The sequence below is a fragment of the Tepidicaulis marinus genome, assembly GCF_000739695.1.
GTDB lineage: Bacteria > Pseudomonadota > Alphaproteobacteria > Parvibaculales > Parvibaculaceae > Tepidicaulis > Tepidicaulis marinus.
Genome location: NZ_BBIO01000010.1, coordinates 18495 through 41338 on the forward strand (window position 1 = coordinate 18495; position 22844 = coordinate 41338).

Below are 22844 nucleotides of genomic sequence, written 5' to 3' on the forward strand. Positions count from 1 at the left end.
CATGCATGTCACGACGGAAAAATTCCACGGCCGCGCCAAAGAAGCCATCGCCAACAAGAACCTGCAGGGCGGGCTTTTCATCATCGGCAAGATCTTCACCGCCATGCGCGATCATGCCATGGCGCAAATGCCAGAATTCGAGGCGCTGCGCGACCAGGCTCGCGACATCAAACGCCACACGCTGGAAAATCTGGGCACCTATCTTGCGCAGTTCGAAGAGCGCGTGATCGAAAATGGCGGGCGCGTGCATTGGGCCCGTGATGGGAAGGAAGCGAACCGCATCATCGCGCAGCTCTGCAAAGAGGTGGATGCGCGCACCGTCATCAAATCGAAATCCATGGTGACCGAGGAACTCGAGCTCAACCCGGCTTTGGAAGCTGAAGGGTTGACCGTCACCGAAACCGATCTTGGCGAATACATCATTCAGCTGCGCGGAGAAAAACCCTTTCACATCGTCGCCCCTGCCTGGCACCTGACGGCGGGCGAGGTGGCGGACACGTTTTACGAGGCTCATAAAGCCCATGGCCGCACGGAGCGGGTGGAAGACAAGGTCAAGCTTGTGGAAGAAGCGCGCATCGTGCTGCGCGAGCGCTTCAAGAAGGCGGATGTCGGCATTACCGGCGCGAATTTCCTTATCGCCGAAACGGGCTCCATCGCGCTGGTGACGAATGAAGGCAATGCCGATCTTTGCGCCACCTTGCCGCGCAAACATATTGCCGTGACGGGGATCGAGAAGATCATCCCGACGCTCGACGATCTGGCGCTCTTCTGGCGCGTGCTGCCGCGCTCGGCCACAGGCCAGGACACGGCGAATTATCTCTCGCTTTATTCCGGCCCCCGGCGGGAAGGCGATGCGGATGGGCCGGAAAGTTTCGACATCGTGCTCGTGGATAATGGCCGCTCGGACATGTTGGGCACGGCGGTGGAAGACATGCTGCGCTGCATCCGCTGCGGGGCCTGCCTTAATGCCTGCCCGGTTTTTACCAGCGTCGGCGGGCAGACCTATGGCTCGGTCTATTCAGGGCCGATGGGCTCGGTCCTCACCCCGGCGCTCACCAGCGTTTCGCAGGCCGCCATGCTGCCCAATGCCTCCACCTTCTGCGGCAAGTGCGAGGAAGTGTGCCCCGTGCGCATTCCCCTTCCTTCCATGATGCGGCATTGGCGCGAGGAGGAGTTTTCCAAACATTATTCGCCTGCCGCCCAGCGCTGGGGGCTCGGGCTTTGGGCCTATGCCGCGCGTACCCCCTGGGCCTACCGGCTGGCGACCACATGGGGCCGCAAGGTTCTGGCGCTGATGGGCGGTAAGAAACGCGTTGTCCATGCTTTGCCCTTTATCGGAAAGGGATGGAGCGAGAAGCGCGATTTGAACGTGGGAGAAGGCGCGACCTTCCTCGAGCAATATAAGCAGCGCAAACGGCGCGGCGGCGCAAAAGGAGAGCGGGCATGAGCGCGCGTGAAGATATTCTCGGCAAGATCGCCCGCTCGCGCGGGGCAAGCGCTGGCACGGCAAAGCCCGTCCCGCTCCGCCCGGCGCTCGCCGCCAAGGAAGGCGCGGCGCGGCTTGCGCAGTTCTGCCATCTCGCCCTCTCGCTCGGCTGTACCATTGTGCCGGTGCGTGAGATGCGTGCCGTGCCCGCCTCGCTCGCCCATGCGCTTAGCGAGCAAAATCTGAAGGGTGATATCTGGCTGAACGATGAGCCGCAATTGACTGCGCTTAGCTGGCAGGAAGCCGGGCTCTTGCTTCATAGCGAGCGCGGCAAAGACGATCTCGACGGGGTGATCTCCGTCACCGGCGCGCTTGCGGGCCTTGCCGAAACCGGCGCCGTCATCATGCAGTCAAGCGCGGTGCATCCCTTCGCCATGGGGCTCTTGCCGGATGTGCATGTCGCCGTGCTCCGGACCGATCAGATCGTCGCGGGCATGGAAGATATCTGGCCCCTTGCGCACAAGGCGGGCGGCAACAGATTGCCACGCGCGCTCTCGCTTGTCGGCGGGCCCTCACGCACCGGCGATATCGAGGCAACCCTTGTGATGGGCGCGCACGGGCCGCGCTCCTTGCAGATCCTGCTTGTGGGCGAGGAGGCGGAAGCCGCGCTTACGCCTAATTGAGCCAGAAACGCAGGCCCGCTCTCACCACGAAACTCTCCGGGTCTTCACCGGCGCGCTCGGCAATATCCCGCGTGCCTGAAAAAGTGCTGCGGTAATTGAAATCGAGATAAGGCGCGAATTTGCGCGTGATTTCATAGCGCAGCTGCAGGCCCGCATCGATATCGGCAAGGCCGGAGGCTTTTTCCTGTTTGTCCACATCCTGGAAATAGAAATTCGCTTCGCCGTAGGGCTCCGCAATGAGGCGCTGGGTGATCAGGAGATCGTAAGAGACTTCCGCCCTGAAACTGCTGTCTCCTTCGTCGCTTAAAAAGAACGCCGCTTCCGTTTCGAAGAAGTAAGGCGCAAGCCCCTGCACGCCGAGAACGGCATAATGGGTGGGGTGCGGTTTGAAATCGTGCCGCACACCTGCCTGCACATCCCAGAAATCGGCAATAGGCTTGCTGTAAAGCAGCTGAATTTCCGCCTCGTGCCAGGAGCCGTCTTCCCATTCGCCTTCCGTTTTCAGCCAAGCGCGGTGAGTATCGTTGCCGAGCCAGCCTTCCCCTTCGAAGGTGACCTCGCGCTCCGCCTCGCCCCAATCGGCATAGTCTGTTTCAAGAGAGAAGTAATGGAAGAGCCTGTCGTCTTCCATGGCAAGCGCGGGCGCGCTCATCAGGGAAAGCCCGAGGATAGCGGCTATAAGCGTCTTCATATTCATGGATCACGCTCCTTCCGGCAGTTCGGCCACCACGACCTTGCGCATCATGCCGGAGGCCATGTGATAGAGGAGGTGGCAATGGAAGGCCCATTCGCCGGGTTCGTCCGCCGTGATCTCCACCGAATAGCTGCGCCCCGGTCCCACATTGACGATGTGTTTGCGCGGCTGCTTCTCGCGCGGCTGGCCGTTTTCAAGCTCGACGAACATGCCGTGCAAATGCATCGGGTGGTTCATCATGCTTTCATTGATGAAGGTGAGGCGGGCCCGCTCGCCGTAATTCAGTTTGATGGGCTCGGCTTCGGAGAATTTCTTGCCGTTGATGGTCCACAAATAACGTTCCATCGTCCCGCCGAGCCGCACTTCGATTTCGCGCATGGGCGCGCGCAAATCGTCGTTGTCTTCGAGCGCCCGTAAATCGGCATAGGAAAGCACGCGCGCGCCTTCAGGCGCGCCCACGCTCGGCACCAGTTCGTGGTCGCGCGACAGGGCGGAAGGCGGCGCGCCGTCATTCTTCATAGGCATGGCACCATGGTCCATTTTCCCGTGGCCCATCGCTTCATGGCCCATCGCTTCATGGTCCATCTCGCCATGGTTCATCGAGCCATGATCCATCGTGTGGCTCATTTCTTCCTGAGGCATCGCGTCATGGGGCATCTGGCTGTGGTCCATGCTCCCGTGATCCATATCCCCTTGATCCATGCTTCCATGATCCATGCCGGCATGGTTCATGCCCATATCGCTCATCGCGAGCTCGCCGCGCGGGCGCTGCTCTGGCCGGGGCAGGTTTGCCGGCGCGCCGTCCGTGCTCAGCGTGCCGAGCGCAAAGCCGCTGCGGTCCATGGCTTCGGCGATAAGCTGCAAGGGCGCGGCGGAGTGGGGCGTGACGATCACGTCATAGGTTTCGGCAACGGCGATGCGCAGTTCGTCCACGCTGACGGGCTCGACATTCTGCCCGTCCGCCTGCACGACCTGCAGTTTGTGGCCGGGAATGCGGAAATCGAAATAGGTCATGGCCGAACCGTTGATGAGGCGCAGGCGCACCCGCTCATGCGGTTTGAACGTGCCGGCCCAGGGCGTGCGCTCCGGCTGGCCGTTCATCAGGAACGTGTAGCCCGAGACATCGGCAATATCGCTTGGCATCATGCGCATCTCGCCCCAGGCGGCGCGTTCGGCAAGCGTTTCGCTGAAGCCTTCTTCGCTTGCCTCGCGGAAGAAGCCGAGCAGCGTGTTCTGGGCGTAATTGTAATAATCCGGCATCGCTTTCAGGTTGGCATGCACCTGTGCCCCGCGCTCATCCGTCCAATCGGAAAGAAAGATGACGTGCTCGCGGTCGGCTTTCACCGGGTCTGCGCCCTTGGGGTCGATGACGAGCGGCCCATAGACCCCTTCCTGTTCCTGATAGGCGGAATGGGCGTGATACCAATAGGTGCCTGCCTGGCGGATGGGGAAACGGTAGGTGAAGGTCTCGCCGGGCGCGATCCCCGGAAAGCCGTTAAAGCCGGGCACGCCGTCCATGTCGCCGGGAAGCAGCAGCCCGTGCCAGTGAACGGAGGTCGGCACGTCCAGCGTGTTCGTCACATGAATGGTGACGTCCTCGCCTTCCTTAAAGCGCAGAAGCGGCCCCGGCACCTCTCCGTTCACGGCAAAAGCCTTGGCGTTGTCGCCTGAGAAGGAGACCTCGGTCTCCCCGATCGTCAGCTCATAAGTGCCCGCGGCCGCCGCGGTGGAAAGGCCCGCCGCCATGAGAATGCCGAGCCTCAATCCGTTCAGCCATCCGGCGCGCTTTGACCGCATCTGCCTTTTCTCCCTCAAAAATACGTGATTGGGCGTAAGATAGAGGTTCTTCTTACTGGAAGGTCAAGCGGCAAGCTAAATTTTGGGAGGGGCTTGACCTTCCAGTGGCTGGAAAGATTACATCTGAGCCACCATTGTCAGGTTTCGAGGTAGCCCCATGTCTTGCTGCGCCCATCACGATCATTCCGCCCCCGCCACCCCTAACGAGGGCATGGTGAAGGACCCCGTCTGCGGCATGGACGTGGACCCGGAGAAAACCGCGCATAAGACGAAGGCGGAAGGGGAAATGCACTATTTCTGCTCCGCCCGCTGCCTTGAAAAATTCGAGGCGGACCCGGCGCGCTATCTCCGCCCGGAAGAGGCGGAGCGGCAAGACCCGGATGCTATTTACACCTGCCCCATGCATCCGCAAATCGAGCAGGTGGGCCCCGGTTCCTGCCCGATTTGCGGCATGGCGCTCGAGCCCAAAGAAGTGAGCCGCGATGCCGGGCCCAATCCGGAGCTAGTGGATTTCACCCGCCGCTTCTGGATCGGTTTGGTGTTGACTGTACCGGTCTTCATTCTGGAGATGGGCGCTCACCTTCTGCCGGGGCTTCATATTCTGTCGCCGGCAATGTCGAACTGGGCGCAGTTCGCGCTCGCGAGCCCCGTCGTGCTTTATTCCGGCGCGCCGTTTTTCGAGCGCGGTTGGGCCTCGCTCCGGGGCATGAATTTCAACATGTTCACGCTCATCGCCATCGGCACGGGCGCGGCGTATCTCGCCTCCGTGACGGCGGTGCTCGCCCCCGGCCTTTATCCTGAGGCCTTTTTGGGGGAAGGCGGCACGCCGCCGGTCTATTTCGAAGCGGCGGCCGTCATCATCGTGCTGGTGCTGCTCGGCCAGGTGATGGAATTGCGCGCCCGCGAGGCGACGGGCAATGCCTTGCGCTCGCTTCTGGATCTGACGCCGGAAACCGCGCTGCGCATCGAAGACGGCAAGGAAGAAGAGGTCGCGGCGAGCGAGGTGCGCGAAGGCGACAAGCTGCGCGTCAAACCCGGCGCCAAAGTGCCGGTGGACGGGCACGTCGTGGAAGGGCGCAGCACGATCGACGAATCCATGGTGACGGGCGAGCCGGTGCCCGCCGAAAAACAGGAAGGCGACAAGGTTATTGGCGGCACGGTCAATGGCCGCGGCGGCTTTGTCATGCAGGCCGATCATGTGGGCCGCGACACGCTTCTCTCGCGCATCGTGCAGCGGGTCTCCGATGCCCAGCGCTCGCGCGCGCCTATTCAGGGCCTGGCGGACAAAGTGGCCGGCCTTTTCGTGCCGGGCGTCATCGCCATTGCCATCGTGGCAGCGATCATCTGGGGCCTATACGGGCCCGCCCCTTCGCTCTCCTATGCGCTGATCGTGGCGGTTTCCGTGCTCATCATCGCCTGTCCCTGCGCGCTCGGTCTGGCAACGCCCATGTCCATCATGGTCGGCATGGGCGAGGGCGCGAAAGCGGGCATTCTCATCCGCGACGCCGAAGCGCTGGAGCAGTTCGAGAAGATCGAAACGCTTGTCGTCGACAAGACCGGCACCTTGACGGAAGGGCATCCGAAACTCGTCCATATCGAAACGGCAGAAGGTGAGGACCGCGCCGAGCTTTTGCGTCTTGCCGCCAGCACCGAGCGGGCGAGCGAGCATCCGCTGGCCGATGCGGTGCTTGCCGCGGCTGAGGAAGAAGGGCTCGAGCTCGAAGAAGTCAGCGCCTTTGAGGCGGAAACCGGGCAGGGCGTGCGCGCCTCTCTTTCCGGCAAGAATGTGCTGATCGGCAATGCCCGCTTCATGAAAGAAAACAGCATCGATACGGGTGCGCTTGCAGAGGCCGCCGCCCGCCAGGCGGAAGACGGGGCGACGGTCATCTTCACCGCGCTCGACGGCCGCGCCCTCGGCTTCCTTGCGATCAAAGACCCGGTAAAGGAAACGGCGCGCGAGGCGGTGGACGCGCTTCATGCGAGGGGCCTCAAGATCGTTATGATGACCGGCGACGGCGAGGGCCCGGCTAAGGCCGTGGCGCGCGCGCTTGGCATCGATGAGGTGCATGCCGAGCTTCTGCCTGAAGACAAGCACCGCCTTGTGAGCGAGCGCACCGCGAAAGGCGAGCGGGTCGCCATGGCCGGCGACGGCATCAATGATGCGCCCGCCCTTGCCGCCGCCCATGTCGGCATTGCCATGGGCGACGGGTCGGATGTGGCGATGGAGACGGCCGGCGTCACGCTTTTGCACGGTGATCTTCTGGCGCTCGTCAAAGCCCATACGCTCTCGCGGAACGTCATGGCGAATATCCGCCAGAACCTCTTTTTCGCCTTTGTCTATAATGGCGCGGGTGTGCCGGTCGCCGCCGGTATCCTCTATCCGTTTTTCGGCATCCTGCTCAGCCCCATGATTGCAGCAGCGGCCATGTCGCTCAGCTCCGTTTCCGTGGTCGGCAATGCATTGCGCTTGAGGCGCCGCCCGCTTTAGTCTGGTCCTTGGCTCGCCGTTGCGAGTCTCTGGGGCAGTCGCATGGGGCGATTGACGCGTTTAATGTTAGTCATTAATTTGTTCTCATGGAAAATGTAAAACAGGACCTGCCGACACGGGTAAAGCTCATCCTGGCGGCGGAACGGCTCTTGGGCGAGCGCGGCTTTCAGCATGTGTCGGTGAAGGAAATTCTGGCGGCGGCGGGCCAGCGCAATGAAAGCGCGCTGCAATATCATTTCGGTTCCCGCGCCGGGCTCATTGCGGCAGTCTTTGCCTATAGAGTGGATCAGATCGAGGCGCGCCGTATCGAGCTTTTGAACGCGCTGGAAGCGGAAGGGCGCAGCGGCGATCTGCGCGCAGTCCTCGGCGCAGCGCTCGGGCCGCTCGTTGAGGTGATGGACAGCGAGGATAAATATTATCTTCTCTTTGCTGTGCAGGCGCTCTTCGATCCCAAATTCGATTTGCCGTCTTTTATCGAAGCGCCTTCCATGGACGGGCTCGGCCGCGCCGTTTCCTGGATACGCGCGGCGGTGCCGGACCTTCCCGATCACGTTTTCGGGATGCGCCTGCGGCTTGCCATTGAAACGTCGATAGGCGCAATGGCACGCTGGATCCGGGCGGAAACGGCGCCGGACAGTCACGCGCAAGCGCTGTTCGTCTCGAACTTGCTCGACACCGCAGAAGCTATTCTGCGCGCGCCGCTTTCCGGAGAAAGCGCCCGCATAATAAAAGAAACCGCGTCTTAAAAGGCGCGGGACAAAAACAGGGAAACATTCATGGCCATCGCACCGACGCAAGACCAGCTCAACCGCTTCATGAAAGCCGATCAGGACGCCCCGCTCGTCATGATCAATCTTCTGAAATTCAAGGAGAAGGCGGAGTATCCGGCCGGCACGCCCGATAGTGACATTTCCGGTGCCGAAGCTTACGGGCGCTACGGCGCGGTGGCGCAAAAAAAGATCGAGGAAGTGGGCGGGCGCATCGTTTGGTCCGCCCCGCAGCACATGGTCATGATCGGGGATGATGCGGACGATGAATATGACGCCGCCGCTCTCGTCTTCTATCCCTCCCGCGCCGCTTTCCTGCGCATGATCGCCATGCCCGATTATCAGGAAGCGGCGAAACACCGCGAAGCCGGCCTTGCCTTCCAGAAACTTCTGCAATGCGACGGCTCGGCGCTGGCGGGCAGCTAAGCGTCAGTCTTTCAGGAAATCTTCTGCCAGGCCCAGAAACTCTTCCAGCCGGTCATGGTGCACCCAGTGGCCGGCGCCTTCCACATTCACGACTTTGGCGTTCTGGAAATGGGCGGCGCGGCCGTCCTTTTCCGGGTCGCTCGCCCAGCTTTCCGTGCCGCGCACGAGAAGTGCCGGGCAAGTGATGCGCGCCCAAAGCTGCTCGGCCTCTTTCGGACTGAAGCCGTTGGGCGAAAAAGCGCGCACGTAATTGTCGAATTTCCAGCTATAGGTGCCGTCCTCGTTCTGGCTGACGCCGTGGACGGTAAGATGGCGCGCGCGCTCCGGGCTCAAATGCGGGTTCTCGCCCTGCATGCGCTTGAAGGCTTCCTCGATCGAGGCATAGCGGCGCGGCAGGCGGCTGGAAAGACCGCGAATTTCTTCCACCCATTTGCGCAAGCGTTCATCGCGCGGCGTTTTCGAGCGCTCGGCAAGCATTTTGGGCGAGGGGCCAAGCCCTTCAATGGCAATCAGCTTCGAAACGTTTTCAGGGTAAAGCCCGGCATAACGCAGGCACAGATTGCCGCCGAAGGAATGGGCGATAATGCGCAGCGGCGCAAGGTTCTTCTGGTGAATGAGCTGAGCGATGTCGTAGACGAAATCCATCGGGTCGTAGGTGCCGCCCACCATCCATTGGCTGTCGCCATGGCCGCGCAAATCCGGCGCGATGATGTGATAATCCTTGCGCAGCGCCTCAGCGACCCAGTCCCAGTTGCGGCAATGGTCCCGCCCGCCATGGACGAGCAGGAGCGGCGGCGCGCCTTCATTGCCCCAATCGACATAATGCAGCCGAAGCCGCTGAGAGAAATAAGTATGGGATGTGGGTCCGTGCTCGATGAAAGATGTCATGGCGGCCTCTTAAATTCCGGTGCGCGCACTTTACCGGAAGGTGGCGGCGCGCCCAACCGGCTTGACGGGGTCTTTGCCTTGCAAATGTGAAGGCGCGGCGGGCTTAGCCTGCCGGCGGCAACGTGATGGTGACGGCAAGCCCGCCTTCCGGGCGGTTGGCAAGCGCAATCTCGCCGCCATGGCGCAGGATGACGGTGCGGGCGATGGCAAGGCCGAGCCCGGTGCCGCCCGTCTCCCGGTTGCGCGAGCCTTCCACCCGGTAAAAGGGGCGGAAGACATGCTCAAGCTGGGGATCCGGAATGCCGGGGCCTTCGTCCTCGATGCGGATCTCGATGCCGCTTTCGTCTTTGCTGAGGGTGACATGAGCACGCTTGCCATAGCCGAGCGCATTGACGAGAAGATTGCGGAACGTGCGCCGCAGCTCCGTCGGCCCGCATGGATAGGAAAGATAATCGGGGCCATCATATGTCAGGCGCGGCGCTTCTTCGCTGCTGCCTTCGGCAGGCGCGCCGAGATCGCCGGCCAGTTCCTTCAGCATCGCCGCAATGTCGCAGGGCTCGCGCGTTTCCGTTTCCGCCTCGCCGCGGGCAAAGGAAATGGAGACATCGATCATGCTTTGCATTTCCTCGATATCGCGGGCGGCTTTGTCGCGCTGCTCTTCTTCTTCGATGAATTCGGTGCGCAGGCGCAGCCGTGTCAGCACCGTGCGCAGATCGTGCGCAATGGCGGCAAGCATCAAATTGCGATCGTCCACCATACGCCGAATACGCTTTTGCATTTCATTGAAGGCGCGGCTGGCCCGGCGCAGCTCGCGCGAGCCGGTTTCGGGCAGGGGCGGGGCGTTCAAATCCTTGCCGAGCCGTTCTGCGGCATCGGCAAAGCGGCGCACGGGCCGGGCAAGCCGTTTGCCCGCCCAGAAGACGAGCATGAGAATGAGCAGCCAGAAAAGCGTGCGCGTAAACCAGCCGTCTTCATATTCATCGACGAAAAAGGCTTCCACCGGCACCCGGAAGACCGCCCAATTGCCGTCTTCAAGTGCGATGGAGATAACGCCATGCCAGCGCCCGAGCGGTTCTTCCGCCATACCGAAAATATAGCCCTCCCTGCCGAATTCGCGGTTGAGAAGGGCAAGCGCCTTCACGTCCTCTTCGTCTTCGCCGCTCTCGGCATCGAAGCGTTCTTTCGGCTGAACGGCCTCGGGCGCAACCGAAACGATGAGCGCGACGCCGGTCAGCGCCTCCGCCAGGGCAGGGCGTTCGGCGGGCGGTGTCTTATTGATGACGTCCGTTGCCGCGATGACTTGCCGTGCGATACGCATTTCCGGGCTTTGATCCACGGGAGGATCATCGGAAAGCATCCAATCGAAAATCTGCACGATGAAAAGCAGCAGCAGAATGGAAACGATGATGCGTCCGGCAAGCCCTAGCGCCATGCGTTTGCGCATGGCGCGGCTGCGCGCCTGCCAGCGCCCGCGCCGCCGGCCCTGTCCTGCGCAACGGTCCTTGTGCCGGGACATGGTCTTGCGTCTGGAAGGGCGGCGGGTCAATGGCGTACCACTTCGGCGGTGAGCATGTAGCCGCCGCCCCGGATGGTCTTGATGAAGGCGGGGTTCTTGTGATCGGGCTCGATCTTTTTGCGCAGCCGGCTGAGCTGCACATCGATGGAGCGGTCGAAGGGGGAGGCCATGCGCCGGCGCGTGATATCCAGCAATTGGTCGCGGTTGAGCACCCGGCGCGGGCGCTCCAGAAAAGCGGCGAGGAGATCGAACTCGCCTGCGGTCAGCTCCACCAGCGCGCCCTCCGGATCGGTAAGCGTGCGCCGCCCGGTATCAAGCACCCAGCCTTCAAAACCGAATATGGTTTCCCCGCCCGGCGTCTCGGCAGGGGCGCTGCGGCGCAGCACCGCCTTGATGCGCGCCAAAAGCTCGCGCGGATTGAAAGGCTTTGCGATGTAATCATCCGCGCCCATTTCGAGCCCGACGATACGGTCCATATCCTCGCCCATGGCGGTCAGCATGATGATCGGCAGGCGCCGTTCGTCGGCATTCAGCCTGCGGCAGATGGACAGCCCGTCTTCGCCCGGCAGCATGAGATCCAGGATGGCAAGATCGAAAAGACCGCTCTCGAGCGCCTTATCCATTTGCTTGCCATCGGCCGCCGCCGTGACCCGGTAGCCGTGCTTTTGCAAAAAGCCCGTCACCAGTTCGCGGATTTCCTTGTCGTCATCGACCAGCAGAAGATGTGCGCTTTGTTCCATGCCGCAAGCATAACCCCCTTCCCCAAACAGAGTCTTGCCGCCATGTAACGAAGTGTAACGGGTCAGAGGGCGCGCGCCATCCTTCTCTTTGCCTTGCGTTACATTTCGTAAAGCGCGCGACATGCCGCGGAAACGCCGCCCCTTGATAGTGCCTCCCATCGGCGCTTGCCGGACATCTGCGCACCGGCGCGAAACCTAAGGAGAGAGGGTATGGCTAGAATTGGGAGAACCTATGTTCTGGTGATTGCGAGCGCGTTATTGCTCGGCACGGTTTTCATTGTGCTTAGTCAGAGTGAGCGGGCCTGGTCGGATGCGGGCCCGCCGCTGGTCGCCGCTTCTATTTTCGGCGCGGGCCACGGCGGCTGGCGGCACGGGCGCGCAGGCGGCTTTTGCCAAGATGGCGCAGAGCGGCATATCGACAAACTGGAAGAATATGTCGATGCTTTCGGCGGCTTCACCGCCCCTCAGCGCGCGGCCTGGGACGATCTTGTGGGCTCGCTGCGCGCCTCCGTTCTGCTTTTCAACGATGTATGCGCCGAGCTGGAAACGGCGGAGCGTGAGAGCACGGCTCCCGGCCGCCTGGCGCTTGCCGAAGAGGCTATTCAGGCGGCAGCGGCGACGATGCAGAAAGTGCGCCCGAGCTTCGAGGCATTCTATGCCACGCTCGACGAAACACAGCGCGCCTTGCTCGACCGGGCTTTCACGCATCGCGGGCATTAAGCTGCGTTGGCGTGCAGCTTTTGGGGAGAGCGCCAAGCGAGCCGCTCTCCCATGTGCCGTGAATAGGCCGGCGCTGTCTTAGAACAATTTCAAATTGCGAAAGCGCTCGGAGTTCAGGGTAAATACCTTTCCATTCCCGCCTGCGGAATGTATTCACATTGGGCGGGAGGATGAGATGGGGAATCGCAAACGCATCGTCGAGATGTGTCTGGATCTGATGAACGAAGAGGGTTCGCGGGCGGTCGGCACCTCGCGTATTGCGGACGAGCTCGGGATAAGCCCGGGCAATCTCTATTATCATTTCAAGAACCGCGAAGAGATCGTCATGGTCATCTATGAAGATCTCGACGCCGATTTCCGTGCCGCGCTGGTGGAAGATGTGCACGCGCCCATTTCACCGGAGCGCTTTGCCGGGTTCTTTCTGCGCACGCTTCAGGTTGCCTGGGAGTACCGCTTCTTTTTCGGCGGTATGCTGCATCTCTTGCGCCGGGACGAGGAACTGGCGGCGCGCTATGCCGGGCTGCAGGCCTGGGCGATCGATACGATCGAGGGCATTCTCACACAGCTCATAAAAGACCGCAGTCTAACCCGTCCCAAGGCGAAGACGGGCCTGCGCTCCATGGCGATCAATCTATGGATCGTCTGGAGTAACTGGATTCGCTTCATTCAAGTTTCCGATCCGAGCGGCGAGGTGAGGCGCGACCATCTCATTCAAGGGGTCGGGCAGCTTCTCGATATTCTCGCGCCTTATCTCGACCCAAGTTTTGAAAAGGCGGGGCGGCGCGTGCTCACCCGCGAGCTGAAAAAATTCGCCGAGGAAGCCGCCGATCCTGCTTCTTGAGAGCGATGCGCTTCAGAGTTTTTTAAAGCCCTCGGTCTCCGCTTTCTTCACATCCGCGCCCAGCACTTTGAGCTTGGAAAGGCCTTCGTTGAATTTAGCCATATGCGGTTGTTTGAAATGGGCTTGCAGCGCGGCTTCGTCTTCCCATTCTTCATAAATGCGGAAGCGGGCCGGATTTTCGATATCCTGATAGAAGGCGTAAGAAAGGCAGCCGTTTTCGCCGCGCGTGGCCTTGGCCATGGCGCCGGCAAGTTCTTTGGCCGGGGCGATGCTGCCTTCATCGAGATCGATGGTGCCCGTTACGATAATCATGGCTGCCTCCCTAAAAGCTGCCCGATCAATCGGCGGGACCGAGCAGGCCTTTCTTGAAAATGAAACCGTAGCGTGACGGGAAGAGGCGCTGAATCAAATCAATTAGCCGTGCATCCATGCCGATAAGAATGCGCCGCCGGTCTTTCTTGATGCCTTGCACGATAATCTCGGCGGCCTTGGCAGGGGAGGTGCGGGCGATCTTGTCGAAATTGCTCGCCGCTTCTTGGCGCTCGCCTGCGCTCGTGCTTTGCAGAAAGCGGGCATTGCGCACGATATTTGTTTTGATGCCGCCGGGATGAACGGAGGAAACGCGGATCGCCGTTTCCCGCATTTCATGGGCAAGCGCTTCGGTGAAACCGCGGATGGCGAATTTCGCCGAATTGTAAGCGGCCTGGCGGGGCGCGGCGATGATGCCGAAAAGGCTCGACACATTGACGATGTGACCTGCGCCTTTTTGCTGAAGCTGCGGCAGGAAGGCCTTGGTGCCGTAGACCATGCCCCAGAAGTCGATATTCATCACCCATTCGAAATCGTCGTAAGTGAGCTCATCGACATTTGCGACCTGGGCGACGCCGGCATTGTTGATGACGATATCCGCGCCGCCGAACTCCCGCGCTACCGTTTCGGCAAAATCGTAAACCCCGTCCTTGTCCGACACGTCGAGAAGAAAAGTTTCCGCCGTGCCGCCCGCGTTGCGCACCTGATCGGCGGTTTCTTCGAGCCCCTCCCGGTTCACATCGGTCAGGATGACGCGCGCCGCCCCTTCCTGCGTGAGGCAGAGCGCCAGGGCGCGGCCGATGCCGCTGCCGGCGCCGGTGATCAATGCGGTCTTGCGGGTGATGTCGGTCATGGCGGGCTCCCCTCTTTCGCTTATCACTATATGACAAATTGTCATTTACGCCTGTATAGCGTCTGACGCGTTGCTTGTCCCGGAAAATTAGACCTTTCCCGGCCCCGCCCTTAGGCTGGCGCCATCAAAAATGACAGAGGGAGGAGGATGTCATGCAGGTGCAGCCCATTGCGGATCTGGACGATGAGGTGAATGAAATCCGTCTGCGTACGGCCAAAATCGTGACGGAGGAGGTTATCCCCGCCGAGCCCGCGCTTTATGCGGGCGGCGACGAGGCGAAGGAGGCGCGCGCGCATATTTCCGCCAAGGTGAAGGAAGAAGGCCTCTGGGCGCCGCATCTGCCGGAAGAATATGGCGGCATGGGCATCGGCTTTTTGAAGCATGCTTACATGAACGAGATCCTGGCCTGGAGCCCGTTTTCCGCGCGGCTCTTCGGCGTGGTGGCGCCGAATGCCGGCAATCAGAAGATCCTGGTGAAATACGGCACGGCGGAGCAGAAGAAGAAATGGCTCGAACCGCTCATCGCCGGCGAGCTTGAAAGCTGCTTTTCCATGACCGAGCCCGACCAGCCCGGCTCCAATCCTTACGCCATTCAGACCCGCGCCGTGCTGGAGGGCGATGAATGGGTGATCAACGGGCATAAGTGGTTCACCTCGAACGGCAAGCGCGCCGATTTTGCCATCGTCATGTGCCGCACCGAACAGGATGACGGGGCGGGGGGCACGAAGGACAAGATGACGCAAATCATCGTGCCCATGGATGCGCCCGGCGTGAAATATGTGCGCTCCGTGCCCGTTTGGGGGCACACGCACGGCGATCATGCCGAGATCCTTTATGAAAATGTCCGCGTGCCGAAGGAAAACCAGCTCGGGCGCACCGGCTCCGGCCATCAGGCAGCCCAGGACCGGCTGGGCGCGGGGCGCGTCTTTCACTGCATGAATGCCATCGGCTCCATGTGGCGTGCCTTCGATCTGCACTGCAAACGGGCCATTTCCCGGGACGTGCATGGCGGTAAACTGGAGACGAAACAGTTCACGCAAGGCGATATCGCCGATTCTTACATGGACATTCAAGCGGCCCGCTTGATGACCATTCACTGCGCGAACCGCATCGAGGCGGGGGTGGATGCGCGGGCCGATATTTCCGCCATCAAGATTTTCGTGCCCGCCGCGTTTTCCCGGGTGGTGGACCGGGCGATCCAGGCGCACGGCGCGATGGGCGTTTCCGGCGATTTGCCGCTTGCGGGCATGTATACCGGCGCGCGCACGCTGCGCATTGCCGACGGGCCGGACGAGGTGCACCGCATTCTCATCGCCCGCACGGTGCTTAAAGCCTATCATGCAGGGGAAAGCTGGGATTTCGGCGTTTAAGACAAAGGCTTATCCCCGCTTTCACGGAAGTGACATAGAATGACTGGTAAAAGGAAGCTTCAGTGACTGCGCCTTTATGATTCGGGGGCGCTGTAAGTGGCGGCAGGACAAATGGCCGATCTTCAAGGCAGCCAGAGCATATATGAGGGTGCGCGCCGGCGCGGCACGCGGCGGGACGAATTCGTCCGGCGCCTGAAAGAACAGCGCTACCGGCTGGCGGGCGCCGCTCTGCTGTTTGCCGCACTGGCGGGCGCAGGCGCCATGAGCCCGCCCATCGCCTTTTTCGCCTTTCTCGGCCTTTCAGCGCTTTTGATGGGCGAGGAAGCGCAGGAGGTGAAAACCGCGGCAAGCCCCGCAGAGCTCGGCCAGCGCCATGCCCTGCCGCCCAATGGCCGCCTCGGCGCGCTGGTGGTGGAGCATCTGCCCGATCCCGTCGTTCTTCTGGATAAATCGAGCCGCATTCTTTATGCCAACCGCGCCGCTCACGATCTGATGGGGCATGTTCCCGCAGGCCGGCCCGTCGCCTCCGCCTTGCGCGCGCCCGCGCTGCTCTCCGCCATTCAGAAGGTGCAGGAGGAAGGCGGCACGCTTTCCATCGATTATGAAATGCCGGTGCCGGTCGAGCGGCATTTCCGGGCCATGATTTCCGAGCTTGGTCCGGAGACGGGCGGCGAGCTTTCCAAGGAACTGAACGGGCTGCCCGAAGCCTCGCTTCTTATCATGCTGCATGATCTGACCGACATGCGCCGGGTGGAGCAGATGCGGGTGGATTTCGTGGCGAATGCCAGCCATGAGCTGAAAACGCCGCTCGCCTCCCTTTCCGGCTTCATCGAAACCATTCAGGGCCATGCCAAGGACGACCCGGAGGCGCAGGCGCGCTTTCTCGGCATCATGTCCGAGCAGGCCGCGCGGATGCAGCGGCTGATCGAGGATCTTCTCTCCTTAAGCCGGATCGAGATGCGCGAACATGTGCCCCCTTCCGGCGAGGTGGATTTGGCCGCGCTCACGGGCGATGTGACGGACGGGCTGGGGCCGCTCGCTGCTTCCCATGGCGTCGAGATCAATGTCGATGTGAAAGAAGGTGTCGAGCCGGTGCGCGGGGAGTGGGACGAGCTTCACCAGGTGGTGCAGAACCTCACCGAAAACGCGCTGAAATACGGCCGCTCGGGCAAGCGCATCGACATTACCATTGCTCCTGCGCTCAATCAGGCCGGGCGCAAGATGACCGAGCTTGCGATTCGCGATTACGGGCCCGGCATCCCGCGCGAGCATATCCCCCGCCTCACCGAGCGCTTCTACCGCGTCGATGTCGCCAAAAGCCGGGAGCGGGGCGGTACGGGGCTCGGCCTTGCCATCGTCAAACATATCGTCAACCGCCATTCCGGCACGCTGACCATCGACAGCCACGTGGGCGAGGGCAGCACATTCACGGTCCGCCTCCCTGTGCGCGCGCAAACCCGCGCCTGAGCCTCCATTTCAGCCCTGCCTCCATCTCATATCTGCGCGCGCCCGGCTGAGTCTTGCCACCGGCCCCTGCCCCTGCCCCTGTCTCTGCACCCGTCCCGTTTGTGACCGTGTTGGCGAGACCGCCGATGGGCGCTGACGGCCATTAACGGAAAAACAATAACTGTTTCAATGGTTTGACGGTGTCACACAAGTGTCACATAAATGTCGTAAACCCTTTGTGAGCCGCTCCTACGGTCATCGCGCTCAAGGGCACGATGAGACCGGTTAGCTGGCAGCCTCATCCCCGGTTGCAAGTTTGGGGGGCAAAGCAGCGGTCTGATCGACAGGGATATCCGATCCAATTGACTGGAGAGAAATCGTGAAACTCAACAAACTGGCGATGGCGGCGACTTTTGCTGTCACGACCGCTGCTACGGCGGGTGTTGCGCAGGCGCGCGACCAAATTCAAATCGTAGGTTCTTCGACCGTGTTTCCTTACACGCAGGCGGTCGCGGAAGAATTTGCCAACAAGACCGGCAAACCGGCTCCCGTGGTGGAATCCACCGGCACGGGCGGCGGCATGAAAATTTTCTGCCAGGGCCTGGGCGAAGCCAACCCGGACATCACGGGCGCCTCGCGGGCGATGAAGCAGTCCGAGTATGAGCTGTGCCAGCAGAACGGCGTCACCGACATCACCGAAGTGCTGATCGGCTATGACGGCCTGTCCATCGCCGTTTCCAAAAAAGGCGAGCAGCTCGACGTTTCCAAGAAAGACCTGTTCCTGGCGCTGGCCGCCGAAGTGCCGGTTGACGGCAAGCTCGCCGCCAACCCGAACCAGACCTGGAAAGACGTAAATTCGTCGCTTCCGGACACCAAGATCCAGGTTTTCGGCCCGCCCCCCACCTCCGGCACGCGCGACGCTTTCGTCGAGCTGGTGATGCGGGAAGGCTGCAAAGAGATGGATTTCTACAAAGGCCAGGACAAGAAATACATCAAGGCGAACTGCTCGCGCATGCGTCAGGACGGTCTCTTCATCGAAGCCGGTGAAAACGACAACCTGATCGTGCAGCGCCTGGAAGCCGACCCGACGGCTTACGGCATCTTCGGTTACTCCTTCCTCTATGAGAACCAGGACAAGCTCCAGGGCATCAATGTGGGCGGTGTTGCGCCGTCTTTCGATACGATCGCCGATGGCTCCTACTCCGTTTCCCGCCCGCTCTTCTTCTACGTGAAGAACGCGCATCGCGGCGTGATCCCGGGCCTCGACGAGTTCCTGGCTGAATATGTCAGCGAAGAAGCCATGGGCCCCGGCGGCTACCTCAATGAGCGCGGTCTCGTTGCCCTGGCCGACGACAAGCGGGCCGAAGTGCAGGACGCCGTGAAAAACGGTAAGCACATGACCCGCTACGAAACGACGAACTAAACCGCTATGGAGAAGGGTGGGCGGCATACCGCTCACCCTCCTTCTTTGCCCAAAGACCGCAAAGACGCTGGCCGGGCAAACCCCGCAAGACCCACGGAGCAGGCGTATCCATGCTGACCACTCTTTTTATCTGCCTTGTTGCCGTTGCCGCCGCCGGATATTTCTTCGGTCAGCGCAAGGCGCGGGGCCTGGCGGCCAGCCAGAATACGCGGCTCCATTCGCTTCCCGGTTATCACGGCGCCTATGTCGCCTTCTGGGTGGGGCTGCCGAGCCTCGTTCTCGTCCTCTTCTGGTTGCTTTTTCAGGATGCGGTGGTCGAAGGGCTGGTGATTTCCGCCATTCCCGCGGAAATCACGCAAGGGATGAGCGGCAACCGCATCGATCTTCTGATCTCCGAAATCAAGAGCGTTGCCGCCGGCCGCATCTTCGTCGAGCCGCAGCCATATGTGCTGGAAGCCGCCGCTCATTATAATATTCTCAACAACACCGCCGAAAAGGCGATGCTGGTTGTCGTGCTGGCGCTGGCCATTCTTGGGCTTGGTTATGCGCGCCGCAACCTTTCCGTCGATTTCCGCGCCCGCCAGAAAGTGGGCCTGACGATGGACGGTTTGATGATCCTCTGCTCGGTCATCGCCATCGTCACGACGCTCGGCATCATCGCCTCGTTGCTATTCGAAGCGATCCGTTTCTTCGAAAAAGTGCCGGTGGGCGAGTTCTTTTTCGGCCTTTCCTGGGAACCGCAAATCGCCATCCGCGCCGATCAGGTGGCGGGCACAGGGGCCTTCGGCGCGGTGCCGGTTTTCACGGGTACGCTTCTCATCGCGGCGATCGCCATGGCCGTTGCCATCCCCATCGGGCTCTTCTCGGCGATTTACCTGACGGAATATGCCGGCGACCGTTTCCGCTCCGTCATCAAGCCGGTGCTGGAAATGCTGGCCGGCGTGCCGACCGTGGTTTACGGCTTCTTCGCAGTGCTGACCGTCGCTCCGGCCTTGCGCCAGGCGGGCGCCGCGGTCGGGCTCGACGTCGCGCCCAACAGCGCCCTTGCCGCGGGCGCGGTGATGGGCATCATGATCATTCCTTTCATCTCCTCGCTTTCGGACGATGCGATCACCGCGGTGCCACGCGCCATGCGCGATGGCTCTTACGCCATGGGCGCAACGAAAGCCGAAACCATCATGCGTGTGCTTTTGCCCGCCGCGCTGCCCGGCATTGTGGGCGGCATTCTGCTTGCCGTCTCCCGCGCCATTGGCGAAACGATGATCGTGGTGATGGCCGCCGGGCTCATCGCCAAGCTGACCGCCAATCCGCTCGATGCCGTGACCACCGTGACGGTGCAGATCGTCACGCTGCTGATCGGCGATACCGAATTCGACAATCCCAAGACGCTCGCCGCCTTTGCGCTGGGCCTGGTGCTCTTCATCGCCACGCTCTTGCTCAATATCGTGGCGCTGCGCGTCGTTCAAAAATACAGGGAACGTTATGAGTGAGGCCGTAATGACAACGGGCGCAGCCCCGGCCAGTTTTGTTTCCGATGCCGCTCTGAAGCGCTTGCAAAAGCGCAAAGCGGCGGACCGGCGGCTTAAATATTACGGCCTCGGTGCCATTGGCATCGCGCTTTTGCTGCTGGCAACGCTGGTGACTTCGCTCATCATCACGGGTCACACGGCGTTTCTCCAGACCCATGTTACCTATCCGGTCTATCTCGATCCGGCGAAGATCGATGCGCAGGACCCGGACAAGGGAAATTACCGCTCGATCGTGCGCGACAGCTTTGCCGCGCTTTTCCCGGACGTGACGGGGGTGCGCGAGAAACGCGCCCTGAGCGATATTCTCACTTCCGCCGCGCCTTACATTCTGCGCGACAAAGTGGTGGCCGATCCGGAGTTGATCGGTGAGACCATCGACTTCACGGTACCGGTCTCCGATCCCTTCGATCAGTTCATGAAGGGCAATATCAAGCGCGAGACGGCGGAAGACGATCGCCGCGTCACCAATCAGGAAATTGCCTGGGTGGACCGGCTGATGGCCGATGGGCGCCTTTCCAAGCCCTTCAATACCGGGCTTTTGACGAATGCCGACAGCCGTTTCCCGGAAATGGCGGGCCTTGCCGGCGCGATCACGGGCTCGTTCTTCGCGCTGCTCGTCTGCTTCCTGATTTCCTTCCCGACCGGTATTGCCGCGGCGGTCTATCTGGAAGAGTTTGCGCCGAAGAACAAGTTCACCGATCTCATCGAGGTGAACATCAACAACCTTGCCGCCGTGCCGTCGGTGGTCTTCGGTCTTCTCGGTCTTGCGGTTTTCCTCGGCACGTTCGGCTTGCCGCGCTCCGCCCCGCTTGTCGGCGGTATGACGCTGGCGCTGATGACGCTGCCCACCATCATCATCACGACGCGCGCCTCGCTGAAAGCGGTGCCGCCCTCCATCCGCGAAGCCGCGCTCGGCATCGGCGCCTCCAAACACCAGGTGATGATGCATCATGTGGTGCCGCTTGCCATGCCGGGCATTTTGACCGGCACGATCATCGGCCTTGCTCAGGCGCTCGGGGAAACCGCGCCGCTGCTGCTGATCGGCATGAATGCCTTTATCACCTCGCCGCCCGGCGGCATCCTCGATCCTTCGACCGCGCTGCCCACGCAGATTTTCATCTGGGCGGACAGTCCGGAGCGCGGGTTCGTTTCGCGCACCTCGGCGGCCATTCTCGTGCTGCTCGGGTTCCTGATCGCGATGAACGCCATTGCCATTTATCTGCGCCGCAAGTTCGAGCGCCGCTGGTAGGAACGGAGAAACCGGAATGAAAACTGCTCAGGCTGAAAGCCAGACCGCAACCAACGGGGCAACCATGACGCCAGTCGAAAAAGCATCGCCGCAAGCGGCTGAAACGCATCCCGTCAAAATGACGGCCCGCAAGGTCAACGTTTTCTACGGGGCCAAGCAGGCGCTTTTCGACGTCGATCTGGAGATCCGGGACAATGCCGTCACCGCGCTGATCGGTCCTTCCGGCTGCGGCAAGTCCACCTTCCTGCGCTGCCTCAACCGCATGAACGATGTGATCGACAATTGCCGGGTGAGCGGGGAAATCAGGCTTGGCGACACGAATATTTACGGCGCCCATATCGACCCCGTGCTGCTGCGCGCGCGCGTCGGCATGGTGTTCCAGAAACCCAATCCCTTCCCGAAATCCATTTACGAGAACATCGCCTATGGCCCGCGCATTCACGGCATGGCGGAGCGGCGCGCGCAAATGGATGAAATCGTCGAGACGAGCCTGCGCAAGGCCGCGCTCTGGGACGAGGTGAAGGACCGTTTGCAGGAGCCGGGCACCGGCCTTTCCGGCGGCCAGCAGCAGCGTCTTTGCATTGCCCGCGCGATTGCGGTGAACCCGGAAGTCATTTTGATGGACGAGCCTTGCTCGGCGCTCGACCCGATCGCGACGGCGCGCGTGGAAGAGCTGATCGACGAACTTAGAGAAAACTATACCATCGTCATCGTCACGCACTCCATGCAGCAGGCGGCCCGCGTTTCCCAGCGCACGGCGTTTTTCCATCTCGGCAATCTGGTGGAAGAAGACGAGACGGATCAGATCTTCACCAATCCGCGCGACAAGCGCACCCAGGATTACATCACCGGCCGGTTCGGCTAAGGCAAAACGTCCAAGGCGACCGGCGCAAGGAGGCAGGTGTGAGAGAGCAGGAACATATCGTCAAATCCTTCGAGGAAGAACTCGAGGCGATTTCAACGCAGATCGCGCAAATGGGCGGTATGGCCGAGGCGCAGCTTGCCGCAGCCATCGACTGCGTGACGCGCCGCGATATCGCGCTGGCCGAACGCACGGTGCTGGAAGACCGGCGCATCGACGAGATGGAGCACGACATCGAAGAGCAGACGGTGCGCCTTATCGCGCTGCGCCAGCCCATGGCACTCGATCTGCGCGAGGCGATTTCAGCCATCAAGATTTCCGCCGATCTGGAACGGATCGGGGACCTTGCCAAAAACATCGCCAAGCGCTCGATCATCGTGATCGGCGATTATGAAACCCCGGCCCGCCTCATGCAGGGGCTGGCGCGCATGGGCAAGCTCGCCCAAGGCCAGCTCAAAGCCGTGCTCGATGCCTATGCCGGGCGCAACGCGGAAGAGGCGCTGCATGTCTGGCGTTCGGATGCGGAAATCGACGAGATGTACAATTCCATCTTCCGCGAATTGCTTACCTATATGATGGAAGACCCGCGCACCATCGGCGCCTGCACCCATCTTCTCTTCATTGCAAAGAATATCGAACGGATCGGCGATCATGCGACCAATGTCGCCGAGACGGTGTCTTACCTCGTGACCGGGGAAATGCTGGTGGATGAGCGGCCGAAAAGCGACCAGACCACCACAACCGCTATTTCCGCTTTGAGGGACACGCAGTAACCTCGGGAAGGACGCATGTCATGCAACTTGAAACGAACTGGACG

The 22844-nt window shown here is 61.3% G+C and carries 21 protein-coding genes; 14 read left to right on the forward strand and 7 right to left on the reverse strand.

Features of this window, described 5'->3' with window-relative positions; translation table 11 throughout:
- The first annotated feature begins 1 nt into the window (after position 1).
- Both M2A_RS10085 and M2A_RS10090 read left to right on the forward strand, forming a co-directional pair.
- On the forward strand, positions 2–1447 hold the full coding sequence (locus M2A_RS10085) for a LutB/LldF family L-lactate oxidation iron-sulfur protein (RefSeq protein ID WP_045446723.1): 1446 nt from the start codon (positions 2–4) through the stop codon (positions 1445–1447).
- The gene (locus M2A_RS10090; protein ID WP_045446726.1) at positions 1444–2109 is read left to right on the forward strand and encodes a LutC/YkgG family protein; all 666 of its coding nucleotides are present in this window, start codon (positions 1444–1446) and stop codon (positions 2107–2109) included. The genes M2A_RS10085 and M2A_RS10090 overlap by 4 nt, the downstream gene beginning before the upstream one ends.
- Here M2A_RS10090 and M2A_RS10095 read toward each other — a convergent pair.
- Positions 2102–2806 carry a copper resistance protein B gene (locus tag M2A_RS10095; RefSeq protein WP_045446729.1) on the reverse strand — a complete coding sequence of 235 codons (705 nt, stop codon included), beginning with the start codon at positions 2804–2806 and terminating at the stop codon, positions 2102–2104. The genes M2A_RS10090 and M2A_RS10095 overlap by 8 nt on opposite strands.
- A gap of 3 nt (positions 2807–2809) precedes the next feature.
- On the reverse strand, positions 2810–4600 hold the full coding sequence (locus M2A_RS10100) for a copper resistance system multicopper oxidase (protein ID WP_045446732.1): 1791 nt from the start codon (positions 4598–4600) through the stop codon (positions 2810–2812).
- Positions 4601–4757: 157 nt separating this feature from the next.
- Here M2A_RS10100 and M2A_RS10105 point away from each other — a divergent pair, with 157 nt between their 5' ends.
- The 3 genes from M2A_RS10105 (at position 4758) to M2A_RS10115 (ending at position 8281) form a co-directional block, all read left to right on the forward strand.
- Positions 4758–7088: a heavy metal translocating P-type ATPase gene (locus M2A_RS10105; protein WP_045446735.1), complete on the forward strand. Its 2331-nt coding sequence runs from the start codon at positions 4758–4760 to the stop codon at positions 7086–7088.
- Positions 7089–7174: 86 nt separating this feature from the next.
- Positions 7175–7834 carry a TetR/AcrR family transcriptional regulator gene (locus M2A_RS17405; protein WP_052379389.1) on the forward strand — a complete coding sequence of 220 codons (660 nt, stop codon included), beginning with the start codon at positions 7175–7177 and terminating at the stop codon, positions 7832–7834.
- Between the two features lie 30 nt (positions 7835–7864).
- A complete protein-coding gene (locus M2A_RS10115; protein ID WP_045446738.1) occupies positions 7865–8281 on the forward strand; it encodes a DUF1330 domain-containing protein in 417 nt (138 codons plus the stop codon).
- Positions 8282–8284: 3 nt separating this feature from the next.
- Here M2A_RS10115 and M2A_RS10120 read toward each other — a convergent pair whose 3' ends face one another.
- The 3 genes from M2A_RS10120 to M2A_RS10130 all read right to left on the reverse strand — a co-directional run bounded on the left by M2A_RS10120 (position 8285) and on the right by M2A_RS10130 (position 11425).
- On the reverse strand, positions 8285–9169 hold the full coding sequence (locus M2A_RS10120) for an alpha/beta fold hydrolase (protein ID WP_045446741.1): 885 nt from the start codon (positions 9167–9169) through the stop codon (positions 8285–8287).
- 103 nt (positions 9170–9272) lie between these two features.
- Positions 9273–10685, reverse strand: a complete 1413-nt coding sequence (locus M2A_RS10125; protein WP_197052904.1) for an ATP-binding protein — start codon at positions 10683–10685, stop codon at positions 9273–9275.
- Between the two features lie 26 nt (positions 10686–10711).
- Entirely contained in the window at positions 10712–11425 is a 714-nt protein-coding gene (locus M2A_RS10130) for a response regulator (RefSeq protein ID WP_045446744.1), read from the reverse strand.
- 210 nt (positions 11426–11635) lie between these two features.
- Between M2A_RS10130 and M2A_RS10135 the strand changes: the two genes are divergently transcribed.
- Positions 11636–12145, forward strand: coding sequence for a Spy/CpxP family protein refolding chaperone (locus M2A_RS10135; protein WP_081875551.1), 510 nt, complete (start codon positions 11636–11638; stop codon positions 12143–12145).
- 175 nt (positions 12146–12320) lie between these two features.
- Positions 12321–12986: a TetR/AcrR family transcriptional regulator gene (locus tag M2A_RS10140; RefSeq protein WP_045446750.1), complete on the forward strand. Its 666-nt coding sequence runs from the start codon at positions 12321–12323 to the stop codon at positions 12984–12986.
- A gap of 12 nt (positions 12987–12998) precedes the next feature.
- On the opposite strand, the gene M2A_RS10145 is transcribed toward M2A_RS10140, so the two are convergent.
- Complete coding sequence (locus M2A_RS10145; protein ID WP_045446752.1) at positions 12999–13298, reverse strand: putative quinol monooxygenase; 300 nt, start codon at positions 13296–13298, stop codon at positions 12999–13001.
- Between the two features lie 25 nt (positions 13299–13323).
- A complete protein-coding gene (locus tag M2A_RS10150) occupies positions 13324–14148 on the reverse strand; it encodes an SDR family NAD(P)-dependent oxidoreductase (protein WP_045446755.1) in 825 nt (274 codons plus the stop codon).
- Between the two features lie 152 nt (positions 14149–14300).
- On the opposite strand from M2A_RS10150, the gene M2A_RS10155 reads away from it, so the two are divergent.
- From M2A_RS10155 to phoU, 7 genes are all read left to right on the forward strand, one after another.
- Positions 14301–15518, forward strand: a complete 1218-nt coding sequence (locus tag M2A_RS10155; RefSeq protein WP_045446758.1) for an acyl-CoA dehydrogenase family protein — start codon at positions 14301–14303, stop codon at positions 15516–15518.
- A 111-nt stretch (positions 15519–15629) separates the two neighbouring features.
- Positions 15630–16985, forward strand: a complete 1356-nt coding sequence (locus M2A_RS10160) for an ATP-binding protein (RefSeq protein ID WP_052379390.1) — start codon at positions 15630–15632, stop codon at positions 16983–16985.
- 358 nt (positions 16986–17343) lie between these two features.
- On the forward strand, positions 17344–18387 hold the full coding sequence (locus M2A_RS10165) for a PstS family phosphate ABC transporter substrate-binding protein (RefSeq protein ID WP_045446761.1): 1044 nt from the start codon (positions 17344–17346) through the stop codon (positions 18385–18387).
- A gap of 110 nt (positions 18388–18497) precedes the next feature.
- On the forward strand, positions 18498–19877 hold the full coding sequence (gene pstC, locus M2A_RS10170) for a phosphate ABC transporter permease subunit PstC (protein ID WP_045446763.1): 1380 nt from the start codon (positions 18498–18500) through the stop codon (positions 19875–19877).
- A gap of 7 nt (positions 19878–19884) precedes the next feature.
- Positions 19885–21165, forward strand: a complete 1281-nt coding sequence (pstA, locus tag M2A_RS10175) for a phosphate ABC transporter permease PstA (protein WP_156101734.1) — start codon at positions 19885–19887, stop codon at positions 21163–21165.
- 64 nt (positions 21166–21229) lie between these two features.
- On the forward strand, positions 21230–22030 hold the full coding sequence (pstB, locus tag M2A_RS10180; protein WP_045447010.1) for a phosphate ABC transporter ATP-binding protein PstB: 801 nt from the start codon (positions 21230–21232) through the stop codon (positions 22028–22030).
- Between the two features lie 38 nt (positions 22031–22068).
- Positions 22069–22800 (forward strand): phosphate signaling complex protein PhoU, encoded by a 732-nt coding sequence (gene phoU / locus M2A_RS10185; protein ID WP_045446767.1) that lies wholly within the window; start codon positions 22069–22071, stop codon positions 22798–22800.
- The last annotated feature ends 44 nt before the right edge of the window (positions 22801–22844 follow it).